The sequence below is a fragment of the Enterovibrio makurazakiensis genome, assembly GCF_050336585.1.
GTDB classification, from domain to species: Bacteria; Pseudomonadota; Gammaproteobacteria; order Enterobacterales; family Vibrionaceae; genus Enterovibrio; species Enterovibrio gelatinilyticus.
In genome coordinates this window covers 1-20,383 of record NZ_JAKJSE010000030.1, presented here as the reverse complement: position 1 = coordinate 20,383, position 20,383 = coordinate 1, and the positions used below count along the sequence as shown (strand labels likewise).

The window sequence follows — 20,383 nt, the reverse complement described above, 5'->3', positions numbered from 1 at the left end:
GTAAAAAATGGCTTCAATTACGCTCGCTGAATTAGCGGAAAAACTGGGTGCTGAATTGCATGGTGACGGAACTGTTGCCATCTCTTCAATAGCGGGTATGGATAAGGCCGCTGATGGGCAGATTACATTTTTGTCCAGCAGCAAGTACCGTAAGCACCTTGCACAATGTCAAGCCAGCGCGGTGATGGTCAAGGAAGCCGACCTCGCATACTGCAGTGGCAATGCGCTTGTGGTTAAAGACCCGTATTTAGGTTACGCACTGACCGCTCAACTGTTGGACTCGACGCCACGTTGCGCGACAGATATTGCACCAAGTGCTTATGTTTCGCCCTTGGCAACTCTCGGAGAGGGAGTGTCGATTGGTCACAATGCTGTGATTGAAGATGGGGCGGAGCTCGGCGCCAACGTTCAGATAGGTGCTGGTTGTTTTGTCGGGAAAAACGCAAAACTGGGCGCGAATACCAAGCTTTGGGCAAACGTGAGTGTCTATCATGGTGTTCAAATTGGTGCGTCTTGCTTAGTGCAGTCAGGCACTGTAATCGGTTCTGATGGGTTTGGTTATGCGAATGACAAAGGTCGTTGGATTAAGATCCCTCAAGTGGGAACCGTACTGATCGGAGATCGTGTTGAGATTGGCGCGTGTACGACGATTGACCGTGGTGCCCTTGATGACACTGTGATTAGTGATGGTGTGATCATCGACAATCTTTGTCAGATCGCGCATAATGTCGAGATCGGCGAAAATACCGCCATTGCTGGAGCAACGGTGATTGCGGGTAGTACTAAGATTGGCAAACACTGCGTGTTTGGTGGTGCCTGTGTAGTCAATGGGCACATTGAAATTGCTGATGGCACCACGATCACTGGTATGGGTATGGTGATGAGACCTATCACTGAGCCTGGTATGTATTCTTCGGGTATTCCACTTCAAGCGAATCGCGAATGGCGGAAAACTGCTGCACGTGTTATGAAGATCGAAGACATGCATAAACGATTAAAAGCCGTTGAAAAACAGCTAGAAGACAGCGAATAACTGCTGTCTTTGGATGGCCTGCGCTTGTAGATGCCGGAACATTGAGATACGTCTTAATTAACCGATTTCTTCAGAGTAGGCCATTTTGCGTTATCAACGACGAATAATAAGCTTTCATACGGGAATATTACTTTGAGTCGCGAAAACAACGTATTGACCATTAACGAAATTAGAGAATTGCTGCCACATCGTTATCCGTTTCTGCTTATCGACCGCGTTATTGATTTTGAAGAAGGTAAATATCTTCATGCAATTAAGAACGTTTCGGTGAATGAGCCGCAGTTTACGGGGCATTTCCCGCAGCTTCCTATTTTCCCAGGTGTATTGATCCTTGAAGCCATGGCACAAGCTACTGGCTTATTGGCATTCAAAACTTTTGGTAGTCCAAAAGAAAATGAGCTTTACTACTTTGCGAGTATCGACAACGCCAAGTTCCGTGCGCCTGTGACGCCGGGCGATCAAATGGTGCTGGAAGTAGAGTTCCTTAAAGAAAGACGTGGCATTGCAGCCTTCACAGGTATTGCAAAAGTTGATGGTAAGGTTGTGTGTTCTGCCGACCTGAAGTGTGCCAGAAGAGAGTTTTAATCGTGATCCATGAATCTGCCCAAATTCACCCAACCGCAGTGGTTGAAGAGGGGGTAACCCTCGGCGCTAACGTTAAGATTGGTGCATTCAGCTTTGTCGGTACAGGGGTGGAGATCGGTGAAGGCACCGAAGTAAAAACACACGTCGTGATCAAGGGCCCTACAAAAATTGGACGAGATAACAAGATCTTCCAATTTGCTTCAATTGGCGAAGAATGCCAAGACCTGAAGTATGCAGGTGAACCGACCACGCTGGAAATTGGCGATCGCAATACCATTCGTGAAAGTGTCACCATGCATCGTGGCACGGTTCAAGATGGTGGTCATACTCAAGTTGGCAGCGATAACCTGTTCATGATTAACGCGCACGTTGCTCATGACTGCATGATCGGCAACCGCTGTATTTTTGCCAACAACGCAACCCTTGCTGGTCACGTGACGGTAGGCGACTTCGCGATTGTTGGCGGTATGACGGCAATCCATCAGTTCTGTACGATTGGTAGCCATTGTATGCTCGGTGGTGGTTCAATCGTTGTAAAAGACGTGCCGCCATACGTGATGGCACAAGGCAACCACTGCGAACCGTTTGGTATCAATGTGGAAGGCCTTAAGCGTCGAGGCTTCGAAAAGAGCGCCATTAAAGCGATCCGTGCGGTTTATAAAGAAGTATACCGTTCAGGCAAAACGCTTGAAGAAGCGAAAAAGTCTGTTGCTGAAATGGCGAAAGACGAAGAAGCACTTCAGCTTTTTGTTGAATTCTTCGAGAAATCGAGTCGAGGTATCATTCGATAATGGCTGTTGTTGCAAAGCCGCTTCGAATTGGAATAGTCGCCGGAGAAATCTCCGGCGATATTTTAGGTGCGGGCTTTATTAAAGCGATAAAAGCGCAGTACCCCGATGCAGAGTTTGTTGGGATTGCTGGCCCAAAAATGAAGGCGTTAGGGTGTGAAACCTTGTTCGACATGGAAGAGCTTTCCGTGATGGGCTTAGTGGAAGTGCTTGGTCGCTTGTCCCGTCTTTTAACGGTTAAGCGTGAACTCGTTGATTACTTTGTCGCAAATCCGCCTGATGTGTTTGTTGGCATTGACGCGCCTGATTTCAATCTACGGCTGGAAAAGTCGCTAAAAGATGCGGGTATCAAGACGGTTCATTATGTCAGCCCTAGTGTATGGGCGTGGCGTCAAAAACGTATCTTCAAAATTGCCGCTGCTACAGATTTAGTTCTGGCGCTCTTGCCTTTTGAAAAAGCGTTTTACGATAAGTTTAATGTGCCCTGTGACTTTGTTGGCCATACCATGGCTGATGATATTCCGCTAGAAAGCGATAAATCTGCTGCTCGTGAATTGTTAGGTTTAGCGCAAAACACGCGTTATCTCGCAGTGCTTCCGGGCAGTCGTGGAGGTGAGATGAAAATCCTCGCTCCAATATTTATCGAAACCTGTAAGTTGCTGAAAGCGCGTTATCCTGACCTTGCTTTTGCCGTTGCTGTCGTAAACGAAAAGCGCCGAGAACAATTTGAGGCCGCGTGGAAAGAAATCGCACCTGAGCTGGAATTTACGTTGGTGGATGATACTGCTCGTAACGTGATTGCAGCATCAGATATGGTACTTCTAGCGTCAGGTACAGTCGCACTTGAGTGTATGTTAGTTAAGCGGCCGATGGTGGTTGGTTACAAGGTCAATGCTATTACGGCTTGGATTGCTCGTCGCCTAGTGAAAACAGAGTTCGTCTCTTTACCAAATATTCTTGCTGGAAGAGAGCTAGTGCCAGAGAGAATACAAGAAGAATGCACACCAGAAAAATTGGTGATAGAAGTTTCGCGTTTTCTTGATAGTGATAATGCTGACTTAATGGCTGAATTCACGCGCTTGCATGATGTTATTCGTTGTGGCGCCGACAAAGCATCTGCGAAAGCTGTTCTCAATTTAATAGGGCGATGAACCATGGATTTTGAACCTTTTGTTTATCCAAACGCTCAGCGTATTGCTGGTGTTGATGAAGTAGGCCGTGGTCCACTAGTCGGTGCTGTTGTCACTGCTGCTGTCATTCTGGATCCCAATAACCCTATTGAAGGACTGACGGATTCAAAAAAACTGACTGAAAAAAAACGCGAAGCGCTCTTTGAAGTCATCAAAGAAAAAGCATTGGCGTGGTCACTTGGGCGTGCAGAGCCCGAAGAAATAGATGACATTAATATACTGGCCGCAACGATGTTAGCGATGGAGCGCGCCGTGGCAGGCTTATCGATTCAACCTGACTTTGTGCTCATTGATGGAAATCGCGTTCCTGCTGGGTTACCCATGCCTGGTGCTGCAGTGGTGAAAGGCGATTTACGTGTGGCGGAGATCAGCGCAGCGTCTATTCTCGCTAAAGTTGTTCGTGACCGAGAAATGGAAGTGCTGGATGCTGAGTTCCCTCAGTATGGCTTTGCAAAGCACAAAGGTTATCCAACCAAGGCGCATTTTGAAGCGCTTGAGGCCCATGGTGCAATCTCGCAGCATCGCAAGAGCTTTAAACCTGTAAAGAAAGCGCTAGGCATTGCATAATGCAGAAAGGGGAGTTTAGCTCCCCTTTTTTCTTTATCTAAATCTAATCATGAATCAGTAACGTACGAGTACTATGTCAGACCCACGCTTTATTCATCTTCGTGTCCACAGTGACTACTCCATGGTCGATGGCCTTGGTAAAGTGCCGCCTTTAGTCAAAAAAGTTGGCGAACTTGGCATGCCTGCAATGGCGCTGACCGATTTTACCAACTTGTGTGGTTTGGTGAAGTTTTACAACACGGCACAAACGTGTGGCGTTAAGCCGATCATCGGTGCTGATTTTAAAGTTCAATCACAAGCGTTTGGTGATGACCTATGTCAACTGACCGTGCTTGCAGCAAATAATGCTGGATATAAGAACCTGACGCTGCTGATATCGAAAGCCTATCTTCGTGGTCATGTTCAACACCAACCGGTTATTGACCTCGAGTGGCTTGGCGAACTGAATGAAGGGCTGATCATACTGTCAGGCGGGCGACGAGGTGATCTCGGTAAAGCGCTGCTGAAGGGCAATATGACACTCGCCAAGCAATGTGCGGCGTTTTACCAGACCCACTTTCCTGATGCGTATTACATTGAATTGATCCGTACTGGGCGTCCTGATGAAGATGCGTATCTGCACTTTGCGCTAGATTTTGCCGCGGACAACGATTTGCCCGTGGTGGCGACTAATGAAGTGTGTTTCTTGTCGTCTGATCTGTTTGATGCTCACGAAATTCGCGTCGCCATTCACGATGGATTTACGCTTGAAGATCCGCGTCGTCCGAAAAACTATAGCCCACAACAATATCTTCGCACCGCTGAGGAAATGTGTGAGCTATTCGAAGATATTCCTGAAGCACTCGCTAACTCAGTAGAGATTGCAAAGCGCTGTAACGTCACTGTGCGTTTGAATGAATACTTCTTACCGAATTTTCCTACGGAAGGCTTAGAGATCGGAGAGTTCTTAGTTAAGAAATCTCAGGAAGGTCTCGAAGAGCGCCTTGAATTCTTATTCCCCGATCCTGTAGATCGCGCAAATCGTCGTCCTGAGTATGACGAACGCCTAGATATTGAGCTGCAAGTTATTAACCAAATGGGCTTCCCAGGTTACTTCCTCATCGTGATGGAGTTTATCCAGTGGTCGAAAGATAACGATATCCCAGTTGGTCCCGGGCGAGGGTCTGGTGCGGGTTCACTTGTTGCCTATGCATTGAAGATTACGGATCTCGATCCCTTGGAGTTTGATCTCCTGTTCGAACGTTTTCTTAACCCAGAACGTGTTTCCATGCCCGACTTCGACGTCGACTTCTGTATGGATAAACGCGATAAGGTGATTGATCACGTGGCGGAAATGTATGGTCGTGATGCGGTATCTCAGATCATAACGTTTGGTACCATGGCTGCGAAGGCGGTTATTCGAGACGTCGGCCGAGTGTTGGGTCACCCTTATGGTTTTGTCGATAGAATTTCTAAGATGGTGCCGCCCGATCCGGGGATGACATTGGCGAAAGCCTTTGATGCAGAGCCTCAGTTAGGTGAAGTCTATGAAGCGGATGAAGAAGTTCGTGAGCTGATAGATACTTGCCGAATCCTCGAAGGCTGTACGCGAAATGCGGGTAAACACGCGGGTGGCGTGGTTATCTCACCGACCACTATCACAGACTTCGCCCCGCTTTATTGTGACAGTGAAGGGCATTTTCCCGTCACCCAGTTTGATAAGAATGACGTTGAAACCGCAGGCCTAGTTAAGTTCGACTTCCTCGGTTTGCGTACGTTAACCATCATTGATTGGGCGCTTAAGATGATTAACCCTCGTCTTCAAGCTGAGGGCCAGGAAGCGATACGCATTGAAGCTATACCTATGGATGACATTGCTTCATTCAAGCTTCTGCAAAATTCAGAAACCACCGCCGTATTCCAGCTGGAATCACGCGGTATGAAAGATCTTATCAAGCGTCTTCAACCAGACTGCTTTGAAGATATGATCGCATTGGTTGCATTATTCCGCCCAGGTCCATTGCAATCAGGCATGGTTGACAACTTTATTGACCGTAAACGCGGCCGCGAAGTGGTGTCATACCCAGACGAAAAGTGGCAGCACGATTCGCTAAAAGAAATCCTTGAACCCACGTATGGCATCATTCTCTATCAAGAACAGGTCATGCAGATCGCGCAGGTACTGTCTGGTTACACCCTAGGTGGTGCAGACATGCTACGTCGTGCAATGGGTAAGAAAAAGCCCGAAGAAATGGCTAAGCAGCGTGCCACGTTCGAAAGCGGCGCGGTGAATAACGGCGTCGACGGCGAGTTGGCGATGAAGATCTTCGACTTGGTTGAAAAGTTCGCGGGTTACGGCTTTAACAAATCCCACTCTGCCGCTTATGCATTGGTGTCATACCAAACGCTTTGGCTGAAAACGCACTATCCAGCCGAATTCATGGCCGCGGTAATGACCGCCGATATGGATAACACCGACAAAATCGTTGGCCTTGTCGAAGAGTGTCGTCGCATGAAATTGACGATGCTACCGCCTGATGTGAATGCAGGCCTATATCGCTTTAACGTGAATGACAAAGGCGAAATTGTCTACGGCATTGGTGCGATAAAGGGCGCGGGTGAAACGCCAATTGAGAATATTATCGAGGCGCGAGAAAAAGGCGGTTACTTCCGCGACCTTTTCGATTTCTGTGCGCGTGTCGATACTAAAAAAGTGAACAAGCGCGTCATTGAAAAATTGATTCAGGCGGGGGCACTCGATCGTTTAGGCCCTCACCGTGCGGCAATGATGGCATCGTTGGACGATGCAATAAAAGCGGCCAGCCAACATCGCCAAGCTGAAGCGTTTGGTCAAGCGGATATGTTTGGCGTGTTGACGGATGCACCTGAAGAAGTTGAGCATAAATATGCTAATGTTCCGCATTGGCCGGAAAAAGTGTGGCTAGAAGGCGAGCGCGAAACGCTTGGCCTGTACTTAACGGGTCACCCAATAAATAGTTATGTGAAAGAGCTCAAGCACTACATCACGTGGCGATTGGAAGATGCACATGCAACAAAACGCGATGTGGTTTCGACGGTCGCAGGCCTAGTGATCGCTGCTCGTGTCATGACAACCAAGCGTGGAACGCGCATTGGGATTCTGACACTTGATGACAGATCGGGTCGTATGGAAGTGATGCTGTTCTCAGATGCATTAGAAAAGTACCTAGATCTCATTGAAAAAGACCGAATTTTAGTCGTTTCCGGACAGGTCAGCTTTGATGACTTCAATGGTGGCCTTAAAATGTCGGCACGAGAAGTGCTTGATCTCTCTCAAGCGCGTGAAAAGTACCTGCGTAGTCTTGCTATATCCGTGACTGACAGGCAAATTGATAACAAATTTTTTGAACGATTTAGCGAAATCCTAGAGCCTTATCGTGCAGGGACCGTTCCTGTTAATCTTTATTACCAGCGTGACGACGCTCGTGCGAAGTTGGTCTTAGGTACAGAATGGCGTATTACGCCCGATGATAAGCTCATCGATGATTTAAAAACGTTGCTCGGCGACAAACAGGTCGAGTTGGAATTTGACTGATACGTTTGCCCTGTTTTAAAAACAGGGCAACTTAATTACCTGAACAGGATTCTTTCTCTATGAGTCTTAATTTCCTTGAATTTGAACAGCCGATTGCTGAATTGGAAGCAAAAATTGAAGCCCTGCGTGTAGTGTCCAAACGCGGTGACGATCCAGAGGCTGTCAATCTTGATAAAGAAATCGAGCAATTGGAGACAAAAAGCGCTGAATTGACGAAGAAAATCTTCAGTGACTTAGGTGCATGGCAAGTGGCGCAACTGGCGCGTCACCCTCGCCGCCCTTATACCTTGGATTACGCAGATCTGATTTTCACCGAGTTTGAAGAACTGGCAGGTGACAGAGCATACGCAGATGACAAAGCGATTGTCGGTGGTATGGCGCGTATTGATGGTCGTCCAGTGATGATCATTGGCCATCAGAAAGGACGTGAAACACGTGAAAAAGTGATTCGCAACTTTGGTATGCCAAAGCCAGAGGGGTACCGAAAGGCTTTGCGACTGATGAAAATGGCAGAACGCTTTAAAATGCCAATTATCACGTTCATTGACACCGCCGGTGCATACCCTGGTGTAGGCGCAGAAGAACGTGGTCAATCTGAGGCCATTGCTCGCAACTTAAAAGAAATGGCAGGTTTGACTGTGCCAGTTATCTGTAATGTTGTTGGTGAAGGTGGTTCTGGTGGTGCTTTGGCTATCGGTGTTGGTGATTTCGTTAACATGCTTCAGTATTCGACTTACTCAGTTATCTCACCTGAAGGCTGTGCGTCGATTTTGTGGCGTGATTCGAATAAAGCCCCGCAAGCCGCAGAAGCCATGGGCATGACTGCTCCGCGTTTGAAAGAGCTCGGTCTTATCGATAACATTATTGAAGAGCCTATGGGTGGTGCGCATAGAAACTTTGTGTTTACTGCTTCCAATATCAAGGCATTGTTACTGGCGCAACTTGAAGAGCTAGAACAACTTGATGAAGAGGCGCTTCGAGAGAGACGTTATCAACGCCTGTTGAGTTACGGTTATTGCTAAATCGTTTGCTACGTTTCTCAGCTAAGAATTGATACTGATGTTAAAAGGGCCTTGTGGCCCTTTTTTTGATTGTGGTGCTATCATATCGGCAATGCACTATCTATGAGGCACTTATGCTGTTCTCCGTGTTTGAAAATGTCCTGAGTTCTTACGCAGTCACTCCTCGTCAAATTGTTTTAGCATTCAGTGGTGGCGTGGATTCTCGCGTGATGCTGGATTTACTATCAACCTATCGAGACATCCATCCTCAGCATCGTTATCTCATTATTCATGTACATCATGGGTTAAGCCGCCATGCTGACGCGTGGATGGAACGTTGCCGTGAGTGGTCTACAGATGCAGGGTTTGACTTCAAAGGTGTAAAAGTTAAGTTTGAGAAGCAGGGTGAAAGCATTGAAAAGCAAGCCAGAGAGGCTCGCTATCGTGCTATTTCATCGAATGTTGAGCCTGATGCATTGGTGTTGACGGCACAACATTCAGACGATCAAGCTGAAACGTTCCTTTTGGCACTAAAGCGTGGCAGTGGACCTGCAGGGCTGGCGGCGATGCCCCAAATTAGAGCGCTTGGTCAAGCACAGTTGCTACGTCCATTGTTAGCGGTATCGCGACAGGAAATCGAAACTTATGCCAATGAACAGGGCTTAGCTTGGGTAGAAGATGAAAGTAATCTGGATTGCCGTTTTGATCGTAACTTTATCAGGCAACAATGGTTGCCTAAAGTTAGAGAGCGATGGCCTGGGTTTGTGAAAGCCGTTAATCGCACATCGTTGCTGTGTGCGGAACAGGAGACATTGATAGATGAGTTGTTGGAAGAGCACGATGCTCGTATTCAACTGCCTGATGGTGGCCTATCAATAGCAGTGCTACAAACTTATTCGTCACGCATGCAGGTTGCTCTACTTCGTCGTTGGTTGAAAAAGGTGATGGGACAAAGCGTCTCAAAGGTTCAGCTTAAGGAAATAATGCATTCAGTTGTTGATGCGGCGTGCGATGCCAATCCGGAAATGAGGCTTGGTGAATGGATGTTGAGACGGTTTCAAAGCACGCTCTATTGTTTGATTAAGATGAATGATGTGACGGATGAGCAGCGAGATCTAGCACTAAATTGTGTGACTGATTTACCTGATAACCTTGGCACCTTGTTGATGACAGAAAGTCGGACTGTGCACGGTCTCAGCCTTCGATCCCCTCGTGGCGAAGAAAGGGTAACGGTGAAATTTAATCCTGAAGGCGTGTACGCTCATCCTTTGGGTCGGCAAGGAAAACGCAAGCTTAAGAAGTTGTTTCAGGAATATGGTGTACCAAGCTGGATGCGAAGAAGAACACCATTGATCTATTTTGATGATCAGCTCGCGGGTGTTGCCGATTTATTTGTGTGTGTAGGATTTGAAGGGCAGGAGTGTGAACTTGTCTGGCACAAAATTCATTGAATAAGTGCGCAAGTGTTATTCACGTGTAAAAATTGATTGGTATGACATAACTATAAGTGAGGAAGCAATGAAATATATTATCTCTTTGGGGCTGGTTGCCATGATGGCGGCCGCTCCCTCATTTGCCGCTGGAGATGCGGAAGCTGGAAAAGCGAAAGCAGCAATCTGTGCTGCATGCCATGGTGCAAATGGTATCGCTGTGATTCCGGGGTACCCAAACCTAGCTGGTCAAAATTCGCAGTACATTGTTTCTGCGCTGAAAGCCTATAAAAATGGAGAGCGCACTAGCGCGCAAGCGGCAATCATGAAGCCTCAAGCTACGATGCTAAGCGATGCAGACATGGAAAACCTCGCGGCTTATTATGCACAAATGAAGTAATTGCTCAGCAGGTTCAGCTGATTAAAAGCCACAACGTCTGTTGTGGCTTTTTTATTGCTTTGGGACTAACTCGCAGATTTATATTTCGCCTGCTCGTTTTTTGGTCATTCAAATTCACTGCTATTGCTATTAATTCTAGAATTTACTAACGTACTAGCTCACTGATACGCCGTTTGAGGTAGATACAATGGCAGATGGACGCGAGCACTTTAGCTCTAGAATTGGATTTGTACTTGCCGCTGCTGGTGCAGCTGTAGGTCTGGGTAATATTTGGGGTTTTCCTACGCAAGCTGCGAGCAATGGCGGCGGCGCATTTCTGCTGGTATATCTTTTGATGATCCTAGTGGTGGCTTACCCAATGCTGGTGGTAGAAATGGCAATTGGTCGTCATGGGCAGGCCAACCCTATTGATAGTATGCGAAAGCTTGGACGCTCTCCTGTATCTAAGCGACTTGGGGGTAGCGTTGGTTTGATTGGCCTACTCGTTCCCTGTCTTGTGCTAGCGTTTTATAGCATTGTTGGTGGATGGTTAGTGTCGTTTATGTTGGCTGCAGCGGCTGACATTGTCGGTTTGACCGATGTATCTAACTGGCTAAAAGGATTCTCCGTTGAGCGAAATTTGTTTGGTGCGGCGGTTTTTTACCTTCTTACCATTTTGATTGTTCAGGCTGGTGTTAAAGAGGGGATTGAAAAGTGGTCAACCCGATTAATGCCTGCTTTGTTTGTTCTGTTCGGCGTATTGTTTGTATATGTCATGACCCTACCTGGCGCTACGCAAGGATTGGCTCACTACCTTATTCCTGATTTTTCTAAAGTTATGGATCGCGACTTGATCTTGGCTGCCATGGGGCAAGGCTTTTTCTCTCTAACTATCGGCGGTTGTTCGATGTTGATTTATGGCTCTTACCTAAGTCGCAAAGAGAATCTGCCAAAAATGGCGTTGAACGTCACCTTGGTCGATACGGCTGTCGCTGTTATTGCGGGACTTGTGATTCTGCCTGCCATGTTTGCGGCGATGCAACAAGGCGTAGAAATTTACGATGAGAATGGTGCATTGTTGAGCTCATCAACATTGGTGTTTGATGTATTGCCGATGTTGTTTGTCGGGTTAGGAGTGGTTGGTCCGTTTATCGCACTCATTTTCTTTGGTTTAATGACGATTGCTGCACTCACCTCTTCCATCTCAATGTTGGAGTGCCCGGTGTCTTTAATGAGTGAGCGCTTAGGCACGAAGCGTCCGATTGCGAGTTGGTTACTGGGTGGTCTTATTGCACTATTCAGTGCTGTGATAGTGTTTAACTTTGGCAGCATGTTTGGTCAAGTAGCGACAATTGCCACGCAATATGTTCAGCCAATTGCGGCACTGCTTTTCAGCCTTTATGGCGGGTGGGTTTGGTCGCGAAGTGAGAAACTAAAAGAGCTTCGTCAGGGGTATGACAAGATTGAGGATGGCTTGTTCTGGAAGATCTGGCCGGTATATGTGAAGTTTGTTTGTCCTGCACTGGTCATTACGGTGATTTGGATGTCATTGGCTTAATGGCTTAATAAGGCAATTTCGCAAGCAATGAACGAATTAAAAAACGGAAGCCTTGGCTTCCGTTTTTTGTTTGTTTCTCAATAGTGATTATCGAAACTGATTTTGCTCTTTTTGGTATTCAAAGCCACCACTAGCAAGTTTTGATATTAGCGCTGATTCATCGATTTCAAAATACTTTACGAGTTCACTCAGTGACGGGAACTCGTCGCGTAGTTTCATGTTCACTATGCTCAATAGCATCACAGTGTCCATGGATTCAAATCGTTTCAGATCCATTAAGCATCCTCATGATCACTGATCAGCAAGTTGGCTGCGGCAAATGCAGCTTGTTCTCTTTTCTCTTTTGGCAGAGATTCATCTGATGCTATGGCATTCAACGCTTGAACTGCACAGGCTATCGCATTGGGAATATAGCCTTGCTCTCCACTACCAATTTCCGCATAGCGTTGACGGATCAGATCACAACAACCGTAGACTTTCATTGCTACTCCTTGGATATAATTTGAGAGAAATATACCTCAAAATAGCCTTATTAAGGAGGTTTTATCATGTGATGTTTATGGGGGTTATCGGCGGTGGTTAGCTTTGTTGCGGTACATGCTGCGGTCAGCACGTTCAAACATAGAAGTGATGTTATCGCCTTGTCGGTATGCTGAACAACCCACTGAGCTGGAAATATTGTGTGCGGTTAAGAGTGAATCTTGGGAAAGAAGTGTTTTTAGTCGGTCATTAACCAATTGTGCTGATTCTTTGGTCGCTGGGGTTAGCAGTACCGCAAACTCATCTCCCCCTAAACGGTAGCAGCGATCGGAAGCACGAATAGCTTCATTGAGTAACAATGAGAACCGACGTAGCACTTTGTCGCCATCAAGGTGGCCATAAGTGTCATTGACCTGTTTGAAGTTGTCCATGTCGAAAATCATTAAGATCAAGCCATGATTTTTTCGCTCAGTGAGCGCGACAGATTGGCGCAGGTCTTGTTCGAAGCTGATACGATTATTTAGGCCAGTCAGGCCGTCCAACATGGCAAGGTTACGAACACGGTTGTATTCAATGGCATTGCTTAAAGGGCCAGCAAGAAGGCGATGGTAGGTATGAATAAGGCTTATTTCATCATCATCGAGTTGGTAAGGTGTGCTGTATTGCAACATACCAAGCGGAGACTGGGCATATTTTAATGAGAATGTTTGTCGAAAACCTGGAGTGCCACCACGTCTAACGATATGGGAGATATCATTGTGCTCCCATATCAGACGATTGATGTCGATTTGTTTTTCCAACTCTCTGGTGAAAACTTCAAACAACTGATCGATTTCAAGTCGACCTTGAAGCTTCTGCAGCACCATTAGACGCTGATCCGCACCAAGAGGAACTCGGCGAGATTGAATCGCCGCTTTTTTTAGTTGTTCCAGTTGCGTACTCATCGAAATTGCCTCAGAAACCAATAACTATGACTGTCGTGCTTTCATGAATATAAGCAAAAAGCGTTCCAGATCATTGGTGCGCAACTGCTCTCCTCGATTTTTTTACTCTCTGTCAGAGAGAAAGTTTTGTAAATCGGATCGACGATTTTGGGCATCTTGGTAGCCCATGTCAATTAAGTGGTTGATATATTTCGGTTCGAATAACAGATAACTGGTGATAGCTGCATCTTCCGAGGGGCTAATTCCAAGGAATCGCATCAGACTACGAACGGCAATTGGCATATGGCAGTAATATCGCTCAACTAAAGGTTCAAAGGGTGATGATGGTGAGAGGTGGAAGGCATCAACTTGCCGCAGGGCCAAATTATCCGCTTTGGTTTTGTCGACGGTTGATACGAGATTATTCATTCTGTCGAGATGCTCCAGATCGGCGGATAATGTATCGGCAAAGATGGCATCCATGAGGTGTCCGCCGAGCATCGCAAGGCCTGGGGCGGGGGCGATGTGGTTTGGTGTCGGGTGAGATTTTGGCGCTAAGTCGATGATAAGTACCTTTTCAGCCCCCATTTTTAGTGCGGGGCGAAGAGGTGCAATTTGGTGGACGGAACCATCACCATAGAAGCCATGACCAATTTTTGAAGCCGGAAAAACAATTGGGATCGCTGATGATGCCAGTAAGTGCTCGGTGGTAATTTGGCTTTTTATACCAATGGCGCGAGAGCGAGTCCAGGTCGGGATATCCTTATGCCCTTGATAGAAGGTGACGGACTTACTGGTTTGGTAATTTGACGCCGTGACTGCGAGGCCATGTAAGTTTCCTGTCATGATTTGGTGTTCTATTTTACTGAAATTGAGCACTTTATTGAGAAGGTTACGAAGCGGACGATTATCGAGCAGACCAAAAGGTGGCGCACAATGATAACGAGCCTGTGCGCGAGCAAAGGCTTGTTTCCCTAGATGATGAATCATGCCCTGATATGAGCTTTCGAAGACATGCTTGGTGTGAAGATTTGACCATAGCCATGACAATTTTTTGACGCCGAGTCGGAAACATGACGTATGGCAGGCAAGTGAGGTCGCGTTTAACGCACCTGCAGATGTACCACAATATATGTTGAATGGGCTTGCATGAACTCGAGGATACCATTCAGATATCGCTTTCATCACTCCTACTTGATATGCCGCACGAGCACCTCCCCCACTCAAGAGTAGTGCTATCTTTTTGGGTTGTGGATTGGTTTGTTTTTTTGATGCCATTGCGTAAGCACTCGGTTTTTCTGGTCAATATTGAGTATGACTCAGAATATTGGTGTTTGAGTCATGCGCCATTTCTCGATGGTGTTTTTGATTAACTTTATAAATTGATTGTGATCAAACGCTAAAAGCTGGGGTATGGCCGTTCAAAGGCAATAAGGAAGTAGAACGGCAAATGATATATTCTTGTTCACATTTCTCCCAGTTTGGCGATTTCATGGTTCCTGCTATAACGGCGTTAGTTGCCGATGACGACAAGGCAACGGCAAAGTTGGTTGAGGTACTCCTGAATAAGTGGGGCATTCAAACTGTTGTCGCACATGATGGATTGGAAGCGCTAGAAGTGATGATGCAGCCAACGCCACCTTCTCTTTTGCTTTTTGATTGGGAGATGCCTGGTTACAGTGGTATAGAACTGTGCGAAAAAATCCGCCAAATTGATACGACAAACCCTCCGTACATTATTATTTGCACAGCTCGCGATGCGACTGAGTACATTGTTCATGGCTTAAATCAAGGTGCGAATGACTATGTGTCGAAGCCGTTTAATACCCAAGTATTGAAAGCAAGGGTTGAGGTTGGGATGCGTACCCTTGAGCTACAATCCCGTTTGGTTGATGCGATGGTTCGTCTTGATCATTTGGCAAGTTTTGATGAATTGACGGGCTTACTAAATCGTCGGGCGTTGTTTGAACGGATACATGAAGATTTCTCTCGCGCGCACAGAGCGAAGGACAACCTTTGTTTTGTTGTGTGCGATATCGATTGGTTTAAACGTATTAACGATAAATACGGGCATCCTGCTGGAGATGCTGTATTGCGTCAGTTGGGTGATTTGTTGACTCAGCAGTTACGTCCTTATGATCGGTTAGGACGAATTGGCGGAGAGGAGTTTTTGCTTCTTTTTTCTGTAACGACAATTGATAGTGCAGTGAAAGTGCTAGACCGAATTAAACTAGCGATAGAGAAGCATGATTTTGTGTATGAAGATACGCATATTACCGCCACTATGAGCTTCGGTGCGACGTTTATTGAAGCAGGGGAGCAGATCGCGAGAGTTGAGTCATATTTCAAAAGAGCCGATGAAGCGCTCTATCGCTCAAAGGAGCTAGGCAGGAACTGTGTGACGTTTTCAGACAATCTTGTTTAAAGCAGATAATAAAACGCCTCCAAGTTAGGAGGCGTTTTTCATGGTAAGTGATTAAGCTAGCTTAGCTTTAATGAACTCAACCATGTTTTCAATTTCAACTGGTAATTTGTCACCACCATCACGACGATGTTTGTATTCAAATACACCGTTGTCCATGCTGCGATCACCAATGATGATGGTATGCGGAACGCCCATCAATTCCATATCAGAGAACATGACGCCTGGACGTTCTTTACGGTCGTCGAATAGCACTTCAATACCAGCAGCAGTAAGGTCAGCATACAGTTTCTCTGCGGCTTCTTTCACGCGCTCAGATTTGTGCATGTTCATTGGAACGATAGCCACGGTGAAAGGTGCGAGCGCTTCTGGCCAGATAATACCGTTGTCGTCGTAGTTTTGCTCGATGGCAGCTGCAACAACACGCGATACACCGATACCGTAACAACCCATTTCTAGGATCGTGTTCTTGCCATCAGGACCGAGAACACTCGCATTCATTTTCTCTGAGTAGTTAGTGCCCAGCTGGAAAATATGGCCAACTTCGATACCACGTTTAAGTTGAAGTGTTCCCTTACCACAAGGACTTGGATCGCCGTCAATAACAGTACGGATATCTGCCACTTCACCCAGCTCAACGTCACGACCCCAGTTAATGCCGAAGTAGTGTTTGTCGTCGATGTTTGCACCGGCACCGAAATCACTCATTGCTGCAACGCTGCGGTCCGCAATGAACGTCAGCGAAAGGTTTACCGGACCAAGAGAACCTGGACCTGCACCGACAGCAGCGCGAATTTCTTCTTCAGTTGCGAATTCAAAAGGAACAGCAACTTGTGGAAGTTTCTCGGCTTTGATTTCGTTAAGTTCGTGGTCACCACGAACAAGCAATGCAACCAACTCACCATCAAACTCTTCTGATGCTTTAACAAACAGCGTTTTGACAGTCTTTTCAATTGGAAGGTTGAATTGCTCAACAAGCTCAGCGATGGTTTTTGCGTTTGGTGTATCAACCATCGTCATTTCTTGTGTAGCCGCTTCGCGTTCGCCTGCAGGGGCGAGCGCTTCAGCCATCTCAACGTTTGCAGCGTAATCAGATTCTGTTGAGAACGCGATAACGTCTTCGCCACTGTTAGCAAGAACGTGGAATTCATGAGAAGCAGAACCACCAATTGCACCGGTGTCAGCAAGCACTGGACGGTAATCAAGACCCATGCGATCGAATGCCGCGCAGTATGCGACGTGCATTGCTTCGTATGATGCTTGAAGGCCTTCTTTGTCTAGATCGAAACTGTACGCATCCATCATTGAGAATTCACGCGCACGCATAACGCCAAAACGAGGGCGTCTTTCGTCACGGAATTTCGTTTGAATTTGGTACAAATTCAAAGGAAGTTGCTTGTATGAGTTGATTTCATTGCGAACCAAGCTGGTAACCACTTCTTCAGCGGTTGGGCTTAGAACAAACGGACGCATGTGACGGTCAGTAAAGCGCAAAAGCTCAGGACCCATCTTTTCAGAGCGACCCGTTTCTTCCCACAGTTCAAAGGGCTGAACCACGGGCATTAGAATTTCAATAGCGCCAGCGTTATTGATTTCTTCGCGAACGATTTTTTCAACCTTTTGAAGAACACGCAAACCACTTGGCATCCAAGTGTATAGGCCTGAGGCCAGTTTGCGGATCATGCCAGCACGCAACATTAGCTGGTGGCTAATGATTTCTGCGTCGTTTGGAGTTTCCTTCAGAGTACTAAGAAGGTATTTACTGGTACGCATCTATGCTATCCGTTTATCAAGTTACATTATGGAAGGTAATAAGTGAGTCATAGTACCAGTGACAACTCTAATCGCAAAAGGCTTCTATGGCTGTCACCGTGATTAAGGGTTCATCGACAATAAATTTTACATTTAAGTCGAAAAGATGGACGGCATATTCTTTTGTGTCCACTTTCCCCTTTTTGTAAGCAGGGCGGGGATCTTGAGCCAATACTTCACGAATCACCTGCTCTTTGTGTTCGCAGTCTTTCTGACGATTGATTTGGTGTGCCGCGTTAGCACTAAAGATAACGTCGAGTGTCTTTGGCGCTTCGCCTGCGTAGCCACCTTCTGCACTTTCAATCGAATCTGAGTAGGGAATGTAGGGCTTGATATCGATAACTGGCGTGCCATCTACTAAATCACAACTACCAATATCGACAATAACTTGGTTGCCCACCTTTCTTACTCCTCGAACAGAAACCACTGACATACCTATACCGTTGGGTCTGAATGTCGCGCGGCTAGCAAAAACCCCTATACGTTCATTGCCACCTAAACGTGGAGGTCTAACGGTTGGCGTCCAACCTTGTTCTAGATTTTGGTCGAAAAGGAAAAGTACCCATATATGTGAAAATTGCTCAATCCCTCTAATGGCATCCTCTTGATTCGCTTCTCCGCAGAGAAGTATCGATGCCGTTGCGCTAGGTGCTAGACCCGGTTGACGAGGTACAGCGAATTTTTCTTTAAAAGGAGACTGAATTCGACCCACAGGCGTTAGTGAGTATTTCATGGCGTTGCCTTGTGATTCTTGTTGAGCGGATTTTAACATAGTTGATTAAGACTGCAGTTAGACAATAGATGATGAGGGGATTGCATGTCATAATCGCGGACTAAGCATATATAGAGGGCAGAGCATTGGCCAAACCAGCGGTATTTATTGATAGAGACGGCGTTATTAACGTCGATCATGGTTACATCAGCAAAGTCGATGACTTTGAATATATCGACGGCGTTTTTGATGCGTGCCGTGCGTTCAAAGATATGGGCTACTTACTTGTGTTGGTAACAAATCAGTCAGGAATTGCTCGTGGCTATTATAGCGAAGATGACTTTTTATCTCTTACCGAGTGGATGGATTGGAACTTTGCAGACAAAGGTGTTGAGTTTGACGGCATCTATTATTGCCCTCATCACCCTGAGCATGGTGACGAAAAGTACAAAATTGATTGTGAATGCAGAAAGCCTAAGCCTGGTATGTTTTTGTCAGCAAGAGAATATCTGAATATAGATATGACTCAATCCGTAATGATTGGCGATAAAGCTGATGATATGAGAGCTGCAGGTGATGCAGGTGTGAAGACTAAGATCCTTGTTCGTACCGGAAAACAGGTGACTGAAGACGCTGAAACACTAGCAAGTGTTGTTTTGGATAGCATCGCCGATGTTCCTGGCTATTTGAAAGCGCTGTAATAGCGAGTTTTATTTTTCTTTCAATCAATTTCTTGTCCACATGCAGCCCAGGATGGGCTGTTTTTTCACCGCAATGGTTGGTTTTTGAACGCTTGAGCGTTTTTTTAGAGAAAAAGCGTTTTTTTCACTAAAAAGGTATTGCCAATATCAATTTGCTCCCTATAATGCGCTCCCTGTTGGCACGACAAAGTTCGCGTCTAACACGAGGAAAGCAAAAGTGCTTGACTCAAAAATGGAGTTGAGTTTAAATCTCTCTCCGCTCAGCGAGTCTGAGCAAGCTCTTTAACAATTTGACCTATACAATCTGTGTGGGCACTCGTACTTGATAGACATAAGATTTATCAATGAACTGAGTGACCCAAGATGGTTGARCTCTTCGGAGTAATGCTATCAACACAGTCAATGCAGTTTTGCCTACGGGCAAAAAAGTAATTCAGTATTCATTGAGCGTCACTTTCGRGTGACAACAAAATTCTAATTGAAGAGTTTGATCATGGCTCAGATTGAACGCTGGCGGCAGGCCTAACACATGCAAGTCGAGCGGTAACATTTCAAAAGCTTGCTTTTGAAGATGACGAGCGGCGGACGGGTGAGTAATGGCTGGGAACCTGCCCTGACGTGGGGGATAACAGTTGGAAACGACTGCTAATACCGCATGATGTCTACGGACCAAAGAGGGGGATCTTCGGACCTCTCGCGTCGGGATGGGCCCAGTTGGGATTAGCTAGTTGGTGAGGTAATGGCTCACCAAGGCGACGATCCCTAGCTGGTTTGAGAGGATGATCAGCCACACTGGAACTGAGACACGGTCCAGACTCCTACGGGAGGCAGCAGTGGGGAATATTGCACAATGGGCGCAAGCCTGATGCAGCCATGCCGCGTGTGTGAAGAAGGCCTTCGGGTTGTAAAGCACTTTCAGCAGTGAGGAAGGCGGRTACGTTAATAGCGTRTTCGTTTGACGTTAGCTGCAGAAGAAGCACCGGCTAACTCCGTGCCAGCAGCCGCGGTAATACGGAGGGTGCGAGCGTTAATCGGAATTACTGGGCGTAAAGCGCATGCAGGCGGTTTGTTAAGCAAGATGTGAAAGCCCCGGGCTCAACCTGGGAACCGCATTTTGAACTGGCAGGCTAGAGTCTTGTAGAGGGGGGTAGAATTTCAGGTGTAGCGGTGAAATGCGTAGAGATCTGAAGGAATACCGGTGGCGAAGGCGGCCCCCTGGACAAAGACTGACGCTCAGATGCGAAAGCGT

At 46.6% G+C, this 20,383-nt stretch carries 18 protein-coding genes and 1 rRNA gene; 13 read left to right on the top strand and 6 right to left on the bottom strand.

From position 1 onward, the window contains the following. The first annotated feature begins 7 nt into the window (after positions 1–7). From lpxD to L4D06_RS20745, 10 genes are all read left to right on the top strand, one after another. Positions 8–1,033 (top strand): UDP-3-O-(3-hydroxymyristoyl)glucosamine N-acyltransferase, encoded by a 1,026-nt coding sequence (lpxD, locus tag L4D06_RS20790; RefSeq protein ID WP_274166053.1) that lies wholly within the window; start codon positions 8–10, stop codon positions 1,031–1,033. Positions 1,034–1,165: 132 nt separating this feature from the next. Further along, positions 1,166–1,618: a 3-hydroxyacyl-ACP dehydratase FabZ gene (fabZ, locus tag L4D06_RS20785; protein ID WP_274166054.1), complete on the top strand. Its 453-nt coding sequence runs from the start codon at positions 1,166–1,168 to the stop codon at positions 1,616–1,618. A gap of 2 nt (positions 1,619–1,620) precedes the next feature. After that, positions 1,621–2,409 carry an acyl-ACP--UDP-N-acetylglucosamine O-acyltransferase gene (lpxA, locus tag L4D06_RS20780; RefSeq protein ID WP_274166055.1) on the top strand — a complete coding sequence of 263 codons (789 nt, stop codon included), beginning with the start codon at positions 1,621–1,623 and terminating at the stop codon, positions 2,407–2,409. Next, the gene (gene lpxB / locus L4D06_RS20775) at positions 2,409–3,557 is read left to right on the top strand and encodes a lipid-A-disaccharide synthase (protein ID WP_274166056.1); all 1,149 of its coding nucleotides are present in this window, start codon (positions 2,409–2,411) and stop codon (positions 3,555–3,557) included. Before lpxA ends, lpxB begins: the two co-directional genes overlap by 1 nt. A 3-nt stretch (positions 3,558–3,560) precedes the next feature. Next, the gene (gene rnhB, locus L4D06_RS20770) at positions 3,561–4,163 is read left to right on the top strand and encodes a ribonuclease HII (RefSeq protein WP_274166057.1); all 603 of its coding nucleotides are present in this window, start codon (positions 3,561–3,563) and stop codon (positions 4,161–4,163) included. Positions 4,164–4,236: 73 nt separating this feature from the next. Continuing rightward, positions 4,237–7,716: a DNA polymerase III subunit alpha gene (gene dnaE / locus L4D06_RS20765; protein WP_274166058.1), complete on the top strand. Its 3,480-nt coding sequence runs from the start codon at positions 4,237–4,239 to the stop codon at positions 7,714–7,716. A 59-nt stretch (positions 7,717–7,775) separates the two neighbouring features. Then, a complete protein-coding gene (gene accA / locus L4D06_RS20760; protein WP_274166059.1) occupies positions 7,776–8,738 on the top strand; it encodes an acetyl-CoA carboxylase carboxyl transferase subunit alpha in 963 nt (320 codons plus the stop codon). Between the two features lie 113 nt (positions 8,739–8,851). Continuing rightward, positions 8,852–10,168 (top strand): tRNA lysidine(34) synthetase TilS, encoded by a 1,317-nt coding sequence (gene tilS / locus L4D06_RS20755; RefSeq protein ID WP_274166060.1) that lies wholly within the window; start codon positions 8,852–8,854, stop codon positions 10,166–10,168. A 67-nt stretch (positions 10,169–10,235) separates the two neighbouring features. Further along, entirely contained in the window at positions 10,236–10,547 is a 312-nt protein-coding gene (locus L4D06_RS20750; RefSeq protein ID WP_274166061.1) for a c-type cytochrome, read from the top strand. 187 nt (positions 10,548–10,734) lie between these two features. Then, positions 10,735–12,084 (top strand): sodium-dependent transporter, encoded by a 1,350-nt coding sequence (locus tag L4D06_RS20745; RefSeq protein ID WP_274166062.1) that lies wholly within the window; start codon positions 10,735–10,737, stop codon positions 12,082–12,084. A gap of 87 nt (positions 12,085–12,171) precedes the next feature. On the opposite strand, the gene L4D06_RS20740 is transcribed toward L4D06_RS20745, so the two are convergent. The 4 genes from L4D06_RS20740 to L4D06_RS20725 form a co-directional block, all read right to left on the bottom strand. Further along, a complete protein-coding gene (locus L4D06_RS20740; RefSeq protein WP_274166063.1) occupies positions 12,172–12,360 on the bottom strand; it encodes a DUF4250 domain-containing protein in 189 nt (62 codons plus the stop codon). Further along, positions 12,360–12,566 (bottom strand): YaeP family protein, encoded by a 207-nt coding sequence (locus tag L4D06_RS20735; protein WP_274166064.1) that lies wholly within the window; start codon positions 12,564–12,566, stop codon positions 12,360–12,362. The genes L4D06_RS20740 and L4D06_RS20735 overlap by 1 nt, the downstream gene beginning before the upstream one ends. Before the next feature lie 84 nt (positions 12,567–12,650). Continuing rightward, positions 12,651–13,508 carry a GGDEF domain-containing protein gene (locus L4D06_RS20730; RefSeq protein WP_274166065.1) on the bottom strand — a complete coding sequence of 286 codons (858 nt, stop codon included), beginning with the start codon at positions 13,506–13,508 and terminating at the stop codon, positions 12,651–12,653. A 102-nt stretch (positions 13,509–13,610) separates the two neighbouring features. Continuing rightward, a complete protein-coding gene (locus L4D06_RS20725) occupies positions 13,611–14,765 on the bottom strand; it encodes a patatin-like phospholipase family protein (protein ID WP_274166066.1) in 1,155 nt (384 codons plus the stop codon). A gap of 214 nt (positions 14,766–14,979) precedes the next feature. On the opposite strand from L4D06_RS20725, the gene L4D06_RS20720 reads away from it, so the two are divergent. After that, entirely contained in the window at positions 14,980–15,912 is a 933-nt protein-coding gene (locus L4D06_RS20720) for a GGDEF domain-containing response regulator (RefSeq protein WP_429741103.1), read from the top strand. Between the two features lie 51 nt (positions 15,913–15,963). Here the strand turns inward: L4D06_RS20720 and L4D06_RS20715 are convergent, their stop codons facing one another. Further along, positions 15,964–17,682: a proline--tRNA ligase gene (locus L4D06_RS20715; RefSeq protein ID WP_429741101.1), complete on the bottom strand. Its 1,719-nt coding sequence runs from the start codon at positions 17,680–17,682 to the stop codon at positions 15,964–15,966. Between the two features lie 67 nt (positions 17,683–17,749). Then, a complete protein-coding gene (tsaA, locus tag L4D06_RS20710) occupies positions 17,750–18,454 on the bottom strand; it encodes a tRNA (N6-threonylcarbamoyladenosine(37)-N6)-methyltransferase TrmO (RefSeq protein WP_429741099.1) in 705 nt (234 codons plus the stop codon). 125 nt (positions 18,455–18,579) lie between these two features. Between tsaA and gmhB the strand changes: the two genes are divergently transcribed. Next, positions 18,580–19,134, top strand: a complete 555-nt coding sequence (gmhB, locus tag L4D06_RS20705) for a D-glycero-beta-D-manno-heptose 1,7-bisphosphate 7-phosphatase (RefSeq protein ID WP_274166070.1) — start codon at positions 18,580–18,582, stop codon at positions 19,132–19,134. A gap of 475 nt (positions 19,135–19,609) precedes the next feature. Beyond that, positions 19,610–20,383 (top strand): 16S ribosomal RNA (locus tag L4D06_RS20700); the annotation flags it as partial.